Origin of the sequence: Micromonospora sp. AP08, from assembly GCF_008085935.1 — a bacterium.
Taxonomy (GTDB): Bacteria; Actinomycetota; Actinomycetes; order Mycobacteriales; family Micromonosporaceae; genus Micromonospora; species Micromonospora chersina.
The window spans coordinates 113,670-130,148 of sequence record NZ_VSEZ01000006.1; the positions used below are offsets into that span (position 1 = coordinate 113,670).

Here is a 16,479-nt window from a genome sequence, read left to right on the forward strand (position 1 = left end):
TGGCGCCACCCGGCCGGAGTTGACGCAGCGGCGGACGGCACGGGCGGGAGTGCCCGTGCCGCCCGCCGGCGGTCACTGGAACAGGTTGACGTTCCGCTTCTCGGTGTCGAGGTAGTCGGCCGCGGAGTCCTCCACGGCCAGCTTGATGTCGCGCAGCATGGCCTGGAGGTCCTGCGAGGCGGCCCGCCAGCGGGCCTGCCGCTGCTCGTACGCCTCGCGCGCCTCGCCGGACCAGCTCGTCACCAGCGGGGCGGCGTCGCGTTCGAGCTGCCCGAGCTGACTTTCGAGGGTGGTCAGCGCCCTCTGGATGTCCGCGCCGGCCTGTTGCAGGGCGGCGAAGTTGACGACCAGCACACCGTGGTCCATCGATCGGTCCTTCCCGTGCGTCAGAGCGGCAGCTGGATGCCGCGGTTGGTGCCCGCCACCCGGCTGGCGGCCTCGGTGTCGGACACGTCGTACTGCCGGCCGGCGGTGCGGATCGCGGTCGCGGTCTCCCGCAGCGCCCGCTGCAGAGCCGCCTGATCCTGCGCCCACTGCTGCTTGACCTGCGCGAAGGAGCGCCCACCGGCGCCCCGCCAGGCCTGCTGCAACACCTCCAGCTCGGCCATCAGGCCGCTGAGCATGGTCTGCAGCGACTGGTCGACCTGCTCGAACTTCGCGGCGGTCTGCTGCATCACCGCGGCTTCTGCCTGGGTCTGGGACACCCCGGACGTCACCTCGTCTCTTCGGTCGTGGCTGGTCGCGGGAGCGACCACCGTGGACTCGCCGGAGCGCGCCGCCGGAGAAGGGGGGAAGGGGACGGCCGGCACGCTCGACGGAACTCGTCGCTGACGGTAGCCGTCCGACTCCGGTTCTGCTACCCCCTCGGGCTCCCCTGTGGACAATGAAGCTCTACGATGAGCCACGGCGGCGTCACCCGGCGAACAGGCGGAGGAGGTGCGGTGACCGCGACCACGACCGACCGGCCGGCTCCCGCACCCGCCCCGCCGCCACGGTGGACACGACGGCCGGCTCCGGCCGTTCGCGCCGGACAGGTGGTGGCCGCGCAGGTCGCGGTGGCGGTGCTGGTCGCGGCCGTGGGCCGGGGCGTCCCGGTGACCGCGGCGGCCCTGCTGCTGGCGGCGGTCCTGCTGCCCGCCGCCTGGGTCCGGTTCCGGGGCCGCTGGCTCTTCGAGTGGGTCGCCGTCGGCGCGGCGTACCTGACCCGGCGGCGCGGCCTGCCGGCGGCCTCCGGGCCGGCGGTGCTGCTGGAGCTGGTCCACCCCGGGGCGGTGGTGCGCGCAACGGAGCTGGCCGGCGGCCCGGCGGCGGTTCTGGAGGACGCCGCCGGGATGACCGCGCTGCTGGAGATCGGCGACCCGGACGACCTGCTCGGCGAGGGGCCGCGGGAGCTGCCGTCGCCGCTCGGCCTGCTGCCCGCGCCCGGGCCGGAGAGCCCACCGGTCCGGATTCAGCTGCTGTGCTCCGCGTCGCCCGCGCCGGCGCCCGCCACCGGGGCGGGCGCGGCCGGCACGTCGTACCGCCAGCTCACCGACGGGCGGCTGGCCGGGCGGGCCCGGGCGGTGCTGGCCGTCCGGGTGCTCCGGGCCGACGGCTGGTCGGACGAGGAGCTGCGCCGGGCGCTGTCCGGCACGGTCCGGCGGATCGTGCGCCGGCTCGGCCCGCTCTCCGGTCGCCCGCTCGGCGGTCCGGCGGCGCTGCGCGTGGTGGCCGAGCTGGCCCATTACGACGCCGGGGCGCCGGTGCGGGAGAGCTGGCCGGCGGTGACCGTGGGCGGGCTGCCGCAGACCACCTGGCGGCTGCGCCGCTGGCCGGATCCGCGCACCGACGCGGCGCGGCGGCTGGTGCCCCGGCTGCTGGCGCTGCCGGCCACCGCCACCACCGTCTCGCTCTGCGTGGGCCCGCGCGCCGGCGCGGACGCCGCGTCCACGCCGGCCGAGCTGACCGTACGCCTGGCCGCCCGCACCACCGCCGAGCTGGCGGTGGCGGAGCGGGCGCTGCGCCGGCTCGCCGGGGATCTCGGCGCGCAGCTGCGCCGGCTGGACGGCGAGCAGCTGACCGGGCTGGCGGCCACCCTGCCGCTGGCGGTGGCCCGGGTCGTCTCCCCGGTCGGGCCCGAGCTGGCCGCCCTGGAGCTGACGCTGGGCGAGTCCGGGTTGATGGTGGGCGCCAACCGGCACGGGGGCGCCGTGACCGTACGCCTGTTCCGCCCCACGACCACCCGGCTGCTGCTGGTCGGCGGGGCACGAGCGGCCCAGCTGCTGGCCCTGCGGGCGCTGGCGCTCGGCGCCCGGGTGGCGGTGCAGACGACCCGGCCCCGGGTCTGGGAGCCGTTCGTCCGAGGGGTCGGCGCACCGGGCGCGGCCGTGCCGCTGGTCCCGCCGGGGCGGCCGGTCGGCGGCGCGCCCGGCTCGCCGCTGCACCCGGTGCTGCTGGTGGTCGACGCCGGCCCGGTGCCGCCGGAGGTGGGGCCGGCGGCGGCCTGGCAGTCCGTGCTGGTGGTCCGCGACGAGCTGACCCCGGCCGACACGGCCGCGCTGGCCCGCGCGGACCTGGCGATCCTGCAACCGCTCGACCCCGGCGAGGCGGCGCTGGCCGGCGCGGCGCTCGGCCTGGGCGGCTCGGCGGAGTGGCTGACCCGGATCCGGGACGACATGGTGGCGGTGGTGAACCGGCGGGCGTTGCGCTGGGCGCTGCTCTCGCCGACGCCCATCGAGTCGCAACTGGTCGGTCGCCCGGCCCGCCACTGAGCCGGTGACGGGTTCCGCGAGTCGACGCGGCGTGGCACGATCCCGCCATGGATTTTCTGAAGGGTCTTCTGATCCGGCTGGCCTCGACGGCGGTGGCCTTCTGGTTGGCCACGCTGCTCATCCCGGGCATCACGCTGGACTCGGATTCGGCCACCGAGACGGTGACCACGCTGGTTCTCGTCGCGGTGATCTTTGGCGTGGTCAACGCGGTGCTCCAGCCGATCATCAAGACCGTCGGCTGCGGCTTCTACCTGTTGACCCTCGGCCTGATCGCGCTGGTGGTCAACGGTCTGCTCTTCCTGCTCACCAGCTGGATCGCCGGTGAGGCCGGGCTGCCGTTCCACGTGGACGGCTTCTGGCCGGCCGCGGTGCTGGGCGCGCTCTTCGTCGGCATCGTCACCTGGATCCTCGGCGCCGTCCTCGACCGCGACTGAGCACGCACCACCCGTCGGTTCCCGCCCGCCGGCCGAGGCCAGTGGGCGGGAATTGGCTGGCGAGGCCGGGTCGGGCCGCAACTAGGGTCGAGGGGTGTTCACCCTGACCCGCCCTGACGGCTACCTGCTCAGCACCGATCCGGACCGGCTCGACCTGGACCGGGTGCACCACTGGCTCTCCACCGACGCCTACTGGGCGCTCGGACGGGACCGGGACACGGTGGGGCGGGCCTTCGCCGGGTCGATCGGCTTCGGCGTCTACCGGCCGGGTGACGGGCGGCAGGTGGCGGTGGCCCGGGTGGTCACCGACCGGGCGACCTTCGCCTGGCTCTGCGACGTCTACGTCGACCGGGCCGAGCGGGGCCGGGGGCTGGGCACCTGGCTGGCCGGCGCGGCCCGCGACCACCTGGCCGAGTCGGGCGTACGCCGGATCGTGCTGGCCACGAACGACGCGCACGGGGTCTACGCGAAGGTCGGCTTCACGCCGGTCGAGCCCGGCCGCTGGATGGAGTACGACCAGCGGGTGACCCAGCTCACCGGAAAGGAGCAAAGCGCCGGTTCACCACTTACGGTGGAGGCGTGAACCAGACCCGTCTCGGCTACCTCTACGGCTTCGGCGCGTACCTGCTCTGGGGTTTCTTCCCGATCTACCTGAAGCTGCTCCGACCGGCCGGGCCGGTGGAGATCCTCGCGCACCGGATCGTCTGGTCGGTGGTCTTCGTGGCGCTGCTGCTGGCCGCCATGCGCAACATCGGCTTCCTGCGGGCGCTGGCCCGGCGGCCCCGGGCGCTGGCCGCCATCGCGGCCGCCGCCGCGCTCATCGCGGTCAACTGGGGCACCTACATCTACGGGGTGAACTCCGACCGGGTGGTGGAGACCGCCCTCGGCTACTTCATCAACCCGCTGGTCGTGGTGCTGATCGGGGTCTTCGTGCTGCGCGAGCGGCTGCGCCCGGCGCAGTGGGCGGCGCTCGGCGTGGGTGGCCTCGCAGTGGCGGTGCTGACCGTCGACTACGGCCGGCTGCCCTGGCTGGCCCTCACCCTGGCCTTCAGCTTCGCCGGGTACGGGCTGGTCAAGAAGCGGCTCGGCCTACCCGCCGCGGAGGGGCTCTTCGTCGAGTCGGCGGTGCTGGCCCTGCCCGCCCTGGCCTACCTCGGCTGGCTCGGCCGGCAGGGCGAGGCCACGTTCGGGCACGGCTCAGCCAGCCACACCGTGCTGCTGGTGCTCGCCGGCGCGGCCACCGCGATCCCGCTGCTGCTCTTCGCCGGGGCGGCCAACCGGCTGCCGCTCACCGGGCTGGGCATGTTGCAGTACCTCGCGCCGATCCTCCAGCTCGGCTGCGGCGTGCTGGTCTTCCACGAGCCCATGCCGCCGGCCCGGCTGGCCGGGTTCGCCCTGGTCTGGGTCGCCCTCGTGGTGTTCACCGTCGACGCCGTCCGGCACACCCGCCGGACCCGCGCCGAGGCGCGGGCCGCCGCCCCGGTGCCCGCCGGGGCCCGCTGACCGCACCTCAGCGGGCGTCGTAGGCGAGCACCGGGGTGCCGTCGGCGCGGACCAGTTCGAGGCGGACCAGCTCACCGTGGGTGAAGTGGGTGGCGCCGACCACCCGGACGTTGTCGCCGGGCGCGGCCAGCCAGGTGCCGACCTGCTCCGTCGCGCCGTCCGGGCCGTGCGCCACCAGCCGGAAGGTGTACGCCTCGCGGTGGCCGGCGCGCTGGTCGTACCCGCAGCGCATGGTGACCTCGGTGCCCCACCGCTTGTCGGTCAGGGCGACCTCGGCGTGCAGCGGCACCGGTCCGTCGACCGGCCGCATGGCCGTCATGGGCACCGGCGCGGTGGCGCTCGCCGTCGCGGTGGCCGTGGGCGGCGGAGCGGCCGGCGGGCGGACCAGGGACACCCCGACGCCGGCCAGCACGGCGAGCGCGGCCGCGGCGAGCGCGGTCAGCGCGTACCGTCGCCGGGACCGGGACCGCTCGCGGCGCCGGCGCTCCCGCGCGGCGTCGAGCAACGCGGGCACCCGGGAGGTCTCGGCGGCGGACGGCAGGAACTGCTCCAGCCCGGCCGGGTCCAGCCGGCCCAGCAGGCCGGGCAGCACGGCGATCTCGGCGACCGCCTCCCGGCAGGACGCGCAGCCGGCCAGGTGCCGCTCGTAGGCCGCCCGGTCCGCGGGAGCGAGGGCGCCCAGCACGTACGCGCCGTCGTCGTGCGCGAACTCGCAGCGGGTCATCCGGTCACCCCCATCTCGGCCAGCGCCAACCGTAGTGAGCGCAGCGCGTAGTGCGTGCGCGACTTCACCGTGCCCGGCGGCACCCCGAGCCTTGCGGCCGCCTCCGCCACCGACCGCCCCTGATAGAAGCACTCGACCAGCACCTCCCGGTGGGTCGGGCTGAGCCGGTTCAGCGCTTCGGCCACGGTCCACGCCTCCACCGCGCGCTCCGTCTCGTCGACCGTCTCGGCGGGTTCGGGCAGCTCGTCGGTGTAGACCTCGCCGACGCGGGTGGACCGCCGGCGCCAGGCGTCGATGGCCAGGTTCCGCGCGGTGGTGAAGAGCCAGGCGCGGACCGAGCCGCGCCGCGGGTCCAGCGACTCGGGATGCCGCCAGGCCCGGAGCAGGGTCTCCTGCACCAGGTCCTCGGCGCGCGTGCGGTCGCCGTTGACCAGCCGGAGGGCGTGCGCGAAGAGCGCGTCGGCATGCTCGTCGTGCAGCGCGCGCAGCAGTTGGGCGTCGTGGTCACTGATGGCGGTACCTCGCTTCCGGCGGCGGGGAGACCGGCGATGCGTCCGCACCTTGATACGTGCCGTGACGCCGATCGGTTCAGCCGCAGGTCACACGGTAGGTGTTCACGTCCGGTTCACGTGCCCGCCGGTGCCCGCTCACCGCGCCTTGGCAGCGTCCGGCCGGTACGCGCGACCCGGTGATCCGGCCGCGCCACCGACGTCCGATCAGGAGGCTCCACCCCATGAGCGACCGTCCTCGGCTGCTCCCGTTGCTGGGCGCCGAGGTCTCCCGGCGTGGCGTGGTGCGGGCCGGCGCCGCCGGCGCCCTCGTGCTCGGCTTCGGCGGCGCCGTGGCCGGTGCCGAGGGGCCCTTCGCGTACCCCTGTCAGGCAGCGCGGCCGGCCTTGAGGAGGGCGGCGGTGTCGACGACGCGCCGGGCCTGGTGGCGGGCCGCCTCAAGGGCCACCTCACCGGGCGGGCCGTCCCCGACCACGTGCGAGGTGCCGTAGGGGTTGCCCGACCGGAACTGGACGGGATCGGTGTAGCCGGGCGGAACGATGATGCCGCCCCAGTGGTAGAAGGTGTTGCCGAGTGCCAGGAGCGTGGACTCCTGCCCCCCGTGGGCCGTGTTGGAGGCGGTGAAGGCCGAGTACACCTTGTCCGCGAGCTTGCCCTGGAACCACAGCGGTCCGGTGGTGTCGATGAACGCCCGGAGCTGGCTGGCCGGGTTGCCGTAGCGGGTGGGTGTGCCGAACAGCACCGCGTCGGCCCACTCCAGGTCGGCGTGGCCGGCCTCGGCGACGCCGGCGGTGTCGTGGAGGTGTCGCTCCCACTCCGGCCTGGCGCCGACCGCCTCCGGTGGCGCCGTCTCGGCGACCTTGCGCAGTCTCACGGTGGCGCCGGCCTTCTCGGCGCCCTCGGCGGCGGCCAGGGCCAGGGTGTGGATGGTGCCGGTGGCGCTGTAGTAGATGATCGCGACGTGCACGGGTTCCATGGTCGACTTCCTTCCGGTGCGGCTCTGCCCGGTACGACGGAACGGCCCGGCAAGATGTGAGGTCGGCGTGCCGACCTCACAGTCGGGTGCCACGGTTCGTCGGAAGGGGTGAGACAGCACGTCCGAGGGAGCCGCTGACACCATGACCCACCCGTCCGACCCGGCCCTGAGCGTGATCCTGAGCGAGCGCCGTCGACTCACGAACCTCGCGTACCGGCTGCTCGGCTCCCTGGCCGATGCGGAGGACGTCGTCCAGGAGACCTGCGCCCGCTGGTACGCCATGTCCCCGGCGCAGCGGGAGGCCGTCGACTCCCCCGGCGCCTGGCTGACGACCGTCGCCAGCCGGATCTGCCTCGACCTGCTCGGCTCGGCACGGGCCAGGCGCGAGCGCTACGTGGGCGAGTGGATCCCGGAGCCGCTGCCCGACCGTACCGAGTGGACCGGCGGGCGACCGGGCGCCGGCACGGTCGATCCGGCCGACCGGGTCACCCTCGACGAGTCGGTCAACATGGCCTTCCTCGTCGTGCTCGACGCGATGACGCCGGCCGAGCGCGTCGCGTTCGTCCTGCACGACGTCTTCCGCTACCCCTTCCCCGAAGTGGCCGAGATCGTCGGACGCACCCCGGCGGCCTGCCGCCAGCTGGCCACCTCGGCCCGCCGGCGGGTGCGCGCCGCGCGTCCGGACCCGATCCCGGCGGCCCGGCGCGCCGGCGTCGTCCGTGCCTTCAAGCTGGCCTGGGAGGCCAGGGACATCGACGCCCTCATCGGCCTGCTGGCCCCCGACGCCACGGCGACCGGCGACGGCGGCGGACTCGTCACCGCCGCGCTCCACCCGGTCGAGGGCGCCGAGCAGGTCGCGCGCTTCTTCGCCGACCGGCCCGCCGCGGCGCCCGGCATGACGCTCGTGGAGCGCACGGTCAACGGCCAGCCGGGTCTCGTGGCCCAACGGGACGGCGTCACCGTGTCGGTGATGGCGTTCGCGGTCACCGGCGACCGGATCGCGCACATCTGGGCGGTGCTCAACCCCGGGAAGCTCCACGCCTGGACGGCGGGCTGACCGCCACCGGGGGTCTCAGGCGTCGGCGGCGATGCCGTCGGCGACCGCGCGGGCCACGGTGAGCAGCTTGGCCCGGACCACCCGGGCGGAGGTCATCATCTCGCTGGCCGGCAGCGCGCAGGCCAGCACCACCCGGCGCTCGATGTCCTTGTCGGGGGTGACCAGCACCGCCGCGCACGCCACCCCCTGCCGGAACTGCCCCAGCTCCAACTGCATGCCGCGCCGGTCGCCGGCGGCCAGGTCGGCCTCGAACGCCTCGACGGTGGTGAGGGTGGCGCCGGTGAACGGGCGCATGCCGTATTCCCGCAGGTAGCGGAAGCGCTGCTCGGCGGTGAGGGTGGCCAGCAGGCTCTTGCCGAGCGCGGTGGCGTGCGCCCCCTCGTCGAAGCCCGGCACCAGGTCCTCGAGGTAGGGCGAGCGCGGCCCCTCGGCGACCGCCGTGACCGCCACCTGGCCGCCCACGAAGCGGCCCAGGTAGTGGCTCCAGCCGGTGTCCGCCGCGGCCCGCCGCAACGCCTCACCGACCGGCGGCGGCCCGCGGAACGCGGTGACCAGCTCGCGGTACCGGTCGGCGACCTCCAGCCCGACGATGTACGTGCCGTCCTCCCGGCGGATCACGTAGCCCTCGTAGGCCAGCGTGCGCACCAGGTGGTAGGTGGTGGCGACGGTCAGCTCGCAGCGGCGGGCGATCTGCTTGACGGTGAGCCCTTTCGGCGCACGGCCGACCGACTCGAGCACTCGTAGCGCGCGGGAGACACTTCGGATCAGGTCCGAAGGTTCCGCCAAGGGGTCACGCACAACCACCTCCGCCGCCGGGGACTTACACCATATGAAAAACAGCCCGAGTGCGAAATGCCTGTTCGGATCGAGGATGCCAGATCACCGGGCACGGACCGTGCACCGACAGACACGATCAGCTGCCGAAACGTGGTCGGCGTAGGTTGGGCGGGCCATGACCGAAACCTTGTCGCATCCCGCTCCGCCCGCGCCCCGGCGTACCGTCCGGATCAACGCGGGCGCGATCGCCACCACGATCGCCTGCGTCCTGCCCGTCTTCCTGGTCGGCGGGCTCGCCGTCCAGATGGGCGACGACCTCGGCTTCACCCCCGCCCGGCTCGGCCTGGCCGTCTCGGTCTACTTCGGCGTCAGCGCCCTCGCCTCGGTCCCCTCCGGCGCCCTGGTCGAGCGGTACGGGTCGGCCGTGGTGGCCCGCGGCGGCATCCTCCTCTCCGCCGGCTCGCTGCTGGCCGTGGCGGGGCTGGCCCGGTCGTACCCGGTGCTCGTGGTCCTGCTCGCGCTCAGCGCCGCCGCCAACGCCCTCGGCCAGCTCGCCAGCAACGCGGCGCTGGCCCGGCACGTGCCCGCCCACCGGCAGGGGCTCTCCTTCGGGCTGAAGCAGGCCGCCATCCCGGTCTCCACCCTGCTGGCCGGAGCGGCGGTGCCGACCGTCGCGCTGACCGCCGGCTGGCGCTGGGCGTTCGTGGTGGCCGCCCTCGCGGCGCTGGCCGCGCTGCCCGCCGTACCCCCGGCCGAGCGGGACCGGGTCCGGCGTGCCGCCGGCCGGGCGGGCCGGGCCACGACGGCGCTCGTGGTGGTCGGCGTGGCGGCGACCCTGGCGGCCGCCGCGGCGAACGCGCTGGGCACCTTCGTGGTCGACTCGGCGGCCGGCCGGGGGTTGTCCCCGGCGCTGGCCGGCCTCACCCTCACCCTGGGCAGCGCGGTCTGCGTGGCGGCCCGGGTGGGTGCCGGCTGGCTGGCCGACCGCCGGGAGACCGGCCACGTCGCGCTGATCGCCGGGATGCTGGTGGTGGGTGCGGTGGGGCTGGCCCTGCTCGCGGTGTCCGGCCCGGTGCCGCTGGTGGCCGGCGTGGTGCTCGGCTTCGGCCTCGGCTGGGCCTGGCCCGGGCTGATGAACTTCGCGGTGGTCCGGCTCCACCCGCAGGCCCCGGCCGCCGCCACCTCGATCACCCAGACCGGGGTGTACGCGGGCGGCTGCGTCGGCCCGCTCGGCCTCGGCGCGATCGCCGACCTGGCCGGCTACCCGGCGATGTGGGGCACCGCGGCGGCCGCCATGCTCCTGGCCGCCCTGTGCATGCTCATCGGCAGCCGCCTCCTGTCCCGCCCCTGACCCGCCCACCCCCTCAGCGCGTCGATCATGAGGTTGGCGGCAGTCCAGGAGATCGACATCGCCGCCAACCTCGTGATCAACCGCCCGGCCGGCGAGCCGGAGGGCGCGCCCGGGCGGTCAGCTGGTGCGGTCGGCGATGTAGTCGCAGAGGGATTCGAGGGCGCGGCGGGCCGGGCCCTCGGGGAGCGGCGCGAGGCGGGCGCGGGCGTCCTCGGCGTAGCTGCGGACCGTCTCCCGGGCGCGCTTCAGCGCCGGCGACTCGCGGAGCAGGCCGAGCGCCTCGGCGTGCAGCGCGTCGTCGACCAGCGGGCCGGTCGCCAGGATCTCCCGGAGCCGGACGCTGGCCACGTCGGAGTCGTCGGAGCCGAGCGCGTAGAGCACCGGCAGGGTCGGCACGCCCTCGCGCAGGTCGGTGCCGGGCGTCTTGCCCGACTGCACCGACTCGCTGGCGATGTCCAGCAGGTCGTCGGAGAGCTGGAAGGCCACCCCGATGATCTCGCCGTAGCCGGCCAGCGCCTCGACGTGCTCGGCGGACGCACCGCCGAACATGCCGCCGAAGCGGGCCGAGGTGGCGATCAGCGAACCGGTCTTCTCGGCGATGACGTGCAGGTAGTGCGCCACCGGGTCGCTGCCGCGCGGGCCGACCGTCTCGGCGATCTGCCCGTGCACCAGCCGGGCGAAGGTGCGCGCCTGGAGGCGTACGGCCTCCGGGCCCAGGTCGGCTGCGATGTCCGCGGCCCGGGCGAAGAGGTAGTCGCCGACCAGGATGGCCACCGAGTTGGTCCAGCGGGAGTTGGCGCTCGGGGCGCCCCGGCGCACGACGGCCTCGTCCATGACATCGTCGTGGTAGAGCGTCGCCAGGTGGGTGAGCTCCATCACCACGGCGGCGGGCACGACCTCGGCGCCGTCCGGGTCGCCGAACTGGGCGCCCAGCGCCACCAGCAGCGGCCGGAACCGCTTGCCGCCGGCCTCGACCAGGTGCCGGGCCGCCTCGGTGACGAGCGGGTCGGCGCTGGCCACGCTGGCGCGCAGGTCGGTCTCCACCCGCTCCAGGAGCCCCAGCACGGACGCCTCGACCCGCGGATCGGCGAGGTGCAGGCCGAGCGTGCCGAACTGACCCGTGCCCTCCGGTCCCGGACCACCGCCCGGGCCGGTGGCACCTGAACGCTCGCCAGCCGGAATCACCACGCCATCAACCATGCCACACCCGTTCGACCTGCCCGGCGAGGGGGATACGGACCGGGGGCCGGCACGCCTCGGCGTACCGGCCCCCGGGTGGAACCTGGGTCATCGCACGAATTCGGCGGCACCGTTGGCCAGGTCGAGCAGGGGCGCCGGGGCGACACCCAGGACCAGCGTGGCGAGCACGCCGATGACCAGGGCCGCCGAGGTGAGCGCGCCCGGCACGGTGACCGTCGGGGTGGCGTCGCCAGGCTCGGAGAGCCACATCATCACCACGACCCGCAGGTACGGGAAGGCCAGCACCATGCTGGTCAGCACGCCGGCGATCACCAGCCAGGCCTGGTTCGCGTCCAGCGCCGGGGCGAAGACGGCGAACTTGCTGGTGAACCCGCTGGTGAGCGGGATACCGGCGAAGGCCAGCAGGATGAACGTGAAGATCGCCGCGAAGAACGGCGACCGGCGGCCCAGCCCGGCCCAGCGGGACAGGTGGGTCGCCTCCCCGTCGGCGTCCCGCACCAGGGTCACCACGGCGAACGCGGCGAGCACCGAGAAGCCGTACGCGACCAGGTAGAACATCGTGCCGGAGAGCCCCTCCTTGCTGGGCGCCAGCACACCCACCAGCAGGTAGCCCGCGTTCGCGATCGACGAGTACGCCAGCAGCCGCTTGATGTCCGTCTGGGTGACCGCCAGCACCGCGCCGACCAGCATGGTCAGCACCGCCACCGCGCCGAGCACCGGGGTGAAGTCCCAGGAGGCTCCCGCGAAGGCGACGTGGAAGACCCGCAGCAGGGCGCCGAACGCGGCGACCTTGGTGCAGGCGGCCATGAAGCCGGTCACCGGGGTCGGCGCGCCCTGGTAGACGTCCGGGGTCCAGACGTGGAACGGGGCGGCGGCGGCCTTGAAGAGCAGACCGATGGCGAGCAGCGCCATGCCGGCGAAGAGCAGCACCGGGCTGGACGAGGACTCGGACACCGCGGCGTGCACGGTGGCGAAGTCGACGCCGGCGCCCCGGCCCGGGATCCCGGCGGTGAAGCCGTAGATCAGGGCCACGCCGAAGAGGAAGAACGCCGAGGCGTACGCGCCGAGCATGAAGTACTTCAGCGCGGCCTCCTGGCTGAGCAGCCGCCGGCGGCGGGCCAGCGCGCAGAGCAGGTAGAGCGGCAGCGAGAAGACCTCGAGCGCGATGAACATGGTCAGCAGGTCGTTCGCCGCCACGAAGATCAGCATGCCGCCGATCGCGAAGGTGACCAGCGGGTACACCTCGGTGGTGCCGCCCATCCCGTCGGCCTGCCGCCGGTCGTCGGCCGACTCGGCGGTGACCGCGGCGTGGGCCACGAAGGCCCCGCCCCGCTCCACCGTGCGCTCGCCGACCAGCAGCAGCGCCATGGCGGCCAGGATCAGGATGGAGCCCTGGAGGAAGAGCGTCGGCCCGTCCACGGCGATGGCCTGGCCGGCGGTGATCAGCCGGTCGTCGGCGTTGAGGATCACCATGGTCAGCGCGCCGAGCACCGCCAGCAGGGCGAGCGCGAGCTGCACCGTGTTGCGCAGCCGGCGCGGCACGAACGCCTCGACCAGGACGCCGACCAGGGCGGCACCCAGCATGATCAGGATGGGAGCGAGCGCCGCGTAGTCGATCGACGGCAACTTCAGCTCGGTCATTTCGCGGCCTCCTGGACGCTACCGACCTCCGGGGCGGGATCGGTCCGACCCACGTCCTGCATGGTCGCCTTCACGGCGGGGTTGATGACATCGGTGACCGGCTTGGGGTAGAAGCCGAGCAGCACGATCAGCGCGATCAGCGGGGCGACCACGATCTTCTCGCGCAGGCTGAGGTCGCGGCGCATGCCGTCGACCTCGGTCAGGGCCGGGTTGAGCGTGCCCTGGGTGGTGCGCTGCACCATCCACAGCACGTACGCCGCGGCCAGGATGATGCCGAGCGTGGCGATCACCGCGACCGGCTTGTTCGTGGTGAACGTGCCGATCAGCACCAGGAACTCGGAGACGAACGGCGCGGTGCCGGGCAGCGCCAGCGAGGCGAGACCGGCGAAGAAGAGCACCCCGGCGAGCAGCGGCACCAGCTTGCCCGCGCCGCCGAAGTCGCTGATCAGCGCCGAACCCCGGCGGGCGATGAGCATGCCCACCACCAGGAAGAGCAGGCCGGTGGCCAGCCCGTGGTTCAGCATGTAGAGCACGGCGCCGGTGCCGGCCTGGGTGGTGAAGGCGAAGATGCCGACCCCGATGAACCCGAAGTGGGCGATCGAGGTGTACGACACCAGCCGCTTGAGGTCGTTCTGGCCGACCGCCAGCAGCGCGGCGTAGATGATGCCGATCACGCCGAGCGCCAGCGCCCACGGAGCGAACCACCGCGACGCCTCGGGGAAGAGCGGCAGGCAGTACCGCAGGATCCCGAAGGTGCCGACCTTGTCCAGCACGCCGACCAGCAGCGCCGCCGCGCCGGCCGGGGCCGCGCCACCGGCGTCCGGCAGCCAGGTGTGGAACGGGAAGAACGGCGCCTTGATCGCGAACGCGAGGAAGAAGCCGAGGAAGAGCCAGCGGGCCGTGTCGGTCGCGAACTCGGCCTGGCTGAGCGCCTGCCAGTCGAAGGTCTTCCCGCCCACCACCCAGAGGCCGATCACCGCGGCCAGCATGAACAGGCCGCCGACCAGGGAGTAGAGGAAGAACTTGACCGCGGCGTACTGCCGCTGGTGGCCGCCGTAGCTGCCGATGAGGAAGTACATCGGCACCAGCATGACCTCGAAGAACACGTAGAACAGGAAGACGTCGGCGGCGGCGAAGACGCCGATCATCGTGCACTCGAGGACGAGCAGCAGCGCGAAGTAGACCGGCACCGAGCGCTTCGACGACTCGGCGTCGTGCCACGACGCCAGGATCACCAGCGGCACCAGGATCGCGATCAGCATCAGCATGACCAGCGCGATGCCGTCCACCTCGAAGGTGAAGTTGACGCCCCAGTTCGGGATCCACGCGTAGGACTCGCGGAACTGGAACCGGTCACCGTCGGCCTGGAAGGCGATCCACATGACCACCGAGAGCACCAGCACCAGCAGCGACCAGCCGAACGCCACCAGCTTGGCCAGGTCCGGGTTGCGCCGCGGCAGCAGGGCCACGACCAGGGCGCCGACCAGCGGCGCCACGGTCAGCACCGAGAGGAACGGGAAGTTGGACATTATTCGGCCTTACCTCCGTCGTGACTGCGTGGCCCGCCGGCGGGGGCGGCCGCGTTGAGGTCGATCACGCCAGCCACCCCGCCTGCACCGCCAGGAAGGCCGCCACCACGAGCAGCGCGCCGGTCAGGATCGAGGTCGCGTACGACCGCACGAAACCGGTCTGCAGCCGCCGGAGCCGGCCCGAACCCCCACCCACCGCGGCGGCGAGGCCGTTGACCAGCCCGTCGACGCCCCGGTTGTCCAGGAAGACCAGTGCCCGGGTGAGGAAGATGCCCGGCTTCTCGAAGACCGCCTCGTTGACGGCGTCCGTGTAGAGGTTCCGGCGGGCGGCGGTGACCAGCACGCCGGCCGGCTGCGGCTCGGTTGCCGTGCCGTTGCGGAACAGGAACCAGGCCAGCCCGGCGCCCAGCACGGTCACCAGCAGCGAGAGGGTGGTGATCAGCCAGTGCGCGAGGACGGCCTCGTGGCCCTCCTCCTGGCCGCCCAGGCCGGCGGTCGCCTCCAGCCAGTCCGGCACCGACGTGGCGAGCAGGAAGCCCGCCGCCACCGAGCCGATCGCCAGCAGGACCAGCGGGATCGTCATCAGCTTCGGCGACTCGTGCGGGTGCTCGATGTCCTCGGTCCACCGCTTCGGGCCGTGGAAGGTGAGCACGAAGAGCCGGGTCATGTAGAACGCGGTGAGCCCGGCGCCGAGCAGCGCGGCCATGCCGAAGAGCCAGGCGGTCCAGCCCTCCCGCTCGAACGCGGCCACGATGATCGGCTCCTTGGAGAAGAAGCCGGAGAACGGGAACATGCCGATGATCGCCAGCCAGCCCATCATGAAGGTCAGCCAGGTGACCTTCATGTACTTCGACAGGTTGCCGAAGCGGCGGATGTCCACCTGGTCGTTCATGCCGTGCATGACCGAGCCGGCGCCGAGGAACATGTTGGCCTTGAAGAAGCCGTGCGCCAGCAGGTGCACGATGGCCAGCGCGTACGCCGCGCCGCCCAGGCCCACGCCGAGGAACATGTAGCCGATCTGGCTGACCGTCGACCAGGCCAGCACCCGCTTGATGTCGTCCTTGGCCGCGCCGATGAGGCAGCCCATCAGCAGGGTGATCGCGCCGACGCTGACCACCACGAGCTGGAGCGTGTGGTTGGCCGAGAAGATCGGGTTGGAGCGGGCGATCAGGTAGACGCCCGCGGTGACCATGGTGGCCGCGTGGATGAGCGCGGAGACCGGGGTCGGACCCTCCATGGCGTCCGGCAGCCACGCCTGGAGCGGGAACTGGCCGGACTTACCGGTGGCGCCGAGGAGCAGCAGCAGGCCGAGCACCAGCACCGTGGTGGCGCTCAGCGATCCGACGCCGTTGAAGACCTCGTCGTACTGGGTGGTGCCGAGCATCGCGAACATGACGAAGATGCCGATGGCCAGCCCGGCGTCGCCGACCCGGTTCATGAGGAACGCCTTCTTGCCGGCGGTGGCCGCGCTCGGCCGGCCGTACCAGAAGGAGATCAGCAGGTACGACGCCAGACCGACGCCCTCCCAGCCGAAGTAGAGCATCACGTAGTTGTTGCCGAGCACCAGCAGCAGCATGGCGGCGACGAACAGGTTGAAGTACCCGAAGAACCGCCGCCGGCCCTCGTCGTGCGCCATGTACTCGACCGCGTAGAGGTGGATGAGGAAACCCACCCCGGTGATCAGCAGTACGAAGACGGCGGCCAGCGGGTCGAAGAGCAGACCGAAGTCCACCTTGAGGTCGCCGACCGTGATGAACTGCCAGAGGCTCTGCTCGACCTGCTTGTTCTCCAGGCCTCGGAGCTGGAAGAAGTAGGTCAGGCCGAGCACGAAGGCGGCACCGATGGCGGCCACGCCCAGCCAGTGACCCCAGCGGTCCGCCCGCTTGCCGAGCAGCAGCAGGATCGCCGCGCTCACCAGCGGGATGGCCACCAGCAGCCAGACACTGCCCAGAAGCCCATCCGCCGTCGCGAAAGCGACGGCTCCGGCCGGTTCGGCCTGGGCGAACGTCAGAATCTTCTCCACCACGG

Annotated in this window: 16 protein-coding genes; 6 read left to right on the forward strand and 10 right to left on the reverse strand. The window is 73.5% G+C overall.

The window, feature by feature from the left end; all coding sequences use genetic code 11:
- Window positions 1-72 precede the first annotated feature (72 nt).
- Together FXF50_RS12425 and FXF50_RS12430 are read right to left on the reverse strand one after the other, a co-directional pair.
- A complete protein-coding gene (locus FXF50_RS12425) occupies window positions 73-366 on the reverse strand; it encodes a WXG100 family type VII secretion target (protein WP_091315243.1) in 294 nt (97 codons plus the stop codon).
- A gap of 20 nt (window positions 367-386) precedes the next feature.
- Window positions 387-704, reverse strand: a complete 318-nt coding sequence (locus FXF50_RS12430) for a WXG100 family type VII secretion target (protein ID WP_148427373.1) — start codon at window positions 702-704, stop codon at window positions 387-389.
- A 237-nt stretch (window positions 705-941) separates the two neighbouring features.
- On the opposite strand from FXF50_RS12430, the gene eccE reads away from it, so the two are divergent.
- The 4 genes from eccE (at window position 942) to rarD (ending at window position 4,687) form a co-directional block, all read left to right on the forward strand.
- Window positions 942-2,750, forward strand: a complete 1,809-nt coding sequence (eccE, locus tag FXF50_RS12435) for a type VII secretion protein EccE (protein ID WP_148427374.1) — start codon at window positions 942-944, stop codon at window positions 2,748-2,750.
- 47 nt (window positions 2,751-2,797) lie between these two features.
- Window positions 2,798-3,184 (forward strand): phage holin family protein, encoded by a 387-nt coding sequence (locus FXF50_RS12440; protein WP_107079578.1) that lies wholly within the window; start codon window positions 2,798-2,800, stop codon window positions 3,182-3,184.
- 94 nt (window positions 3,185-3,278) lie between these two features.
- Complete coding sequence (locus FXF50_RS12445) at window positions 3,279-3,767, forward strand: GNAT family N-acetyltransferase (protein ID WP_148427376.1); 489 nt, start codon at window positions 3,279-3,281, stop codon at window positions 3,765-3,767.
- Window positions 3,764-4,687: an EamA family transporter RarD gene (rarD, locus tag FXF50_RS12450; protein ID WP_148427377.1), complete on the forward strand. Its 924-nt coding sequence runs from the start codon at window positions 3,764-3,766 to the stop codon at window positions 4,685-4,687. Before FXF50_RS12445 ends, rarD begins: the two co-directional genes overlap by 4 nt.
- A gap of 7 nt (window positions 4,688-4,694) precedes the next feature.
- On the opposite strand, the gene FXF50_RS12455 is transcribed toward rarD, so the two are convergent.
- The 3 genes from FXF50_RS12455 to wrbA form a co-directional block, all read right to left on the reverse strand.
- Complete coding sequence (locus tag FXF50_RS12455; RefSeq protein ID WP_148427380.1) at window positions 4,695-5,411, reverse strand: anti-sigma factor; 717 nt, start codon at window positions 5,409-5,411, stop codon at window positions 4,695-4,697.
- Window positions 5,408-5,923, reverse strand: a complete 516-nt coding sequence (locus FXF50_RS12460) for a sigma-70 family RNA polymerase sigma factor (protein WP_187399663.1) — start codon at window positions 5,921-5,923, stop codon at window positions 5,408-5,410. The genes FXF50_RS12455 and FXF50_RS12460 overlap by 4 nt, the downstream gene beginning before the upstream one ends.
- 364 nt (window positions 5,924-6,287) lie before the next feature.
- Window positions 6,288-6,896 carry an NAD(P)H:quinone oxidoreductase gene (gene wrbA, locus FXF50_RS12465; protein WP_148427384.1) on the reverse strand — a complete coding sequence of 203 codons (609 nt, stop codon included), beginning with the start codon at window positions 6,894-6,896 and terminating at the stop codon, window positions 6,288-6,290.
- A 142-nt stretch (window positions 6,897-7,038) separates the two neighbouring features.
- On the opposite strand from wrbA, the gene sigJ reads away from it, so the two are divergent.
- Window positions 7,039-7,953 (forward strand): RNA polymerase sigma factor SigJ, encoded by a 915-nt coding sequence (gene sigJ, locus FXF50_RS12470; protein ID WP_148427386.1) that lies wholly within the window; start codon window positions 7,039-7,041, stop codon window positions 7,951-7,953.
- 15 nt (window positions 7,954-7,968) lie between these two features.
- Here the strand turns inward: sigJ and FXF50_RS12475 are convergent, their stop codons facing one another.
- Window positions 7,969-8,751: an IclR family transcriptional regulator gene (locus tag FXF50_RS12475; protein WP_148427388.1), complete on the reverse strand. Its 783-nt coding sequence runs from the start codon at window positions 8,749-8,751 to the stop codon at window positions 7,969-7,971.
- Window positions 8,752-8,905: 154 nt separating this feature from the next.
- Here FXF50_RS12475 and FXF50_RS12480 point away from each other — a divergent pair, with 154 nt between their 5' ends.
- Window positions 8,906-10,081, forward strand: a complete 1,176-nt coding sequence (locus tag FXF50_RS12480; RefSeq protein ID WP_148427390.1) for an MFS transporter — start codon at window positions 8,906-8,908, stop codon at window positions 10,079-10,081.
- A gap of 117 nt (window positions 10,082-10,198) precedes the next feature.
- Here the strand turns inward: FXF50_RS12480 and FXF50_RS12485 are convergent, their stop codons facing one another.
- The 4 genes from FXF50_RS12485 to nuoL form a co-directional block, all read right to left on the reverse strand.
- Complete coding sequence (locus FXF50_RS12485) at window positions 10,199-11,281, reverse strand: polyprenyl synthetase family protein (RefSeq protein ID WP_148427392.1); 1,083 nt, start codon at window positions 11,279-11,281, stop codon at window positions 10,199-10,201.
- 87 nt (window positions 11,282-11,368) lie between these two features.
- On the reverse strand, window positions 11,369-12,922 hold the full coding sequence (gene nuoN / locus FXF50_RS12490; protein WP_148427394.1) for an NADH-quinone oxidoreductase subunit NuoN: 1,554 nt from the start codon (window positions 12,920-12,922) through the stop codon (window positions 11,369-11,371).
- Window positions 12,919-14,451, reverse strand: a complete 1,533-nt coding sequence (locus FXF50_RS12495; protein WP_148427396.1) for an NADH-quinone oxidoreductase subunit M — start codon at window positions 14,449-14,451, stop codon at window positions 12,919-12,921. The genes nuoN and FXF50_RS12495 overlap by 4 nt, the downstream gene beginning before the upstream one ends.
- A 64-nt stretch (window positions 14,452-14,515) precedes the next feature.
- Window positions 14,516-16,477 carry an NADH-quinone oxidoreductase subunit L gene (gene nuoL / locus FXF50_RS12500; protein ID WP_148427397.1) on the reverse strand — a complete coding sequence of 654 codons (1,962 nt, stop codon included), beginning with the start codon at window positions 16,475-16,477 and terminating at the stop codon, window positions 14,516-14,518.
- Window positions 16,478-16,479: the final 2 nt, after the last annotated feature.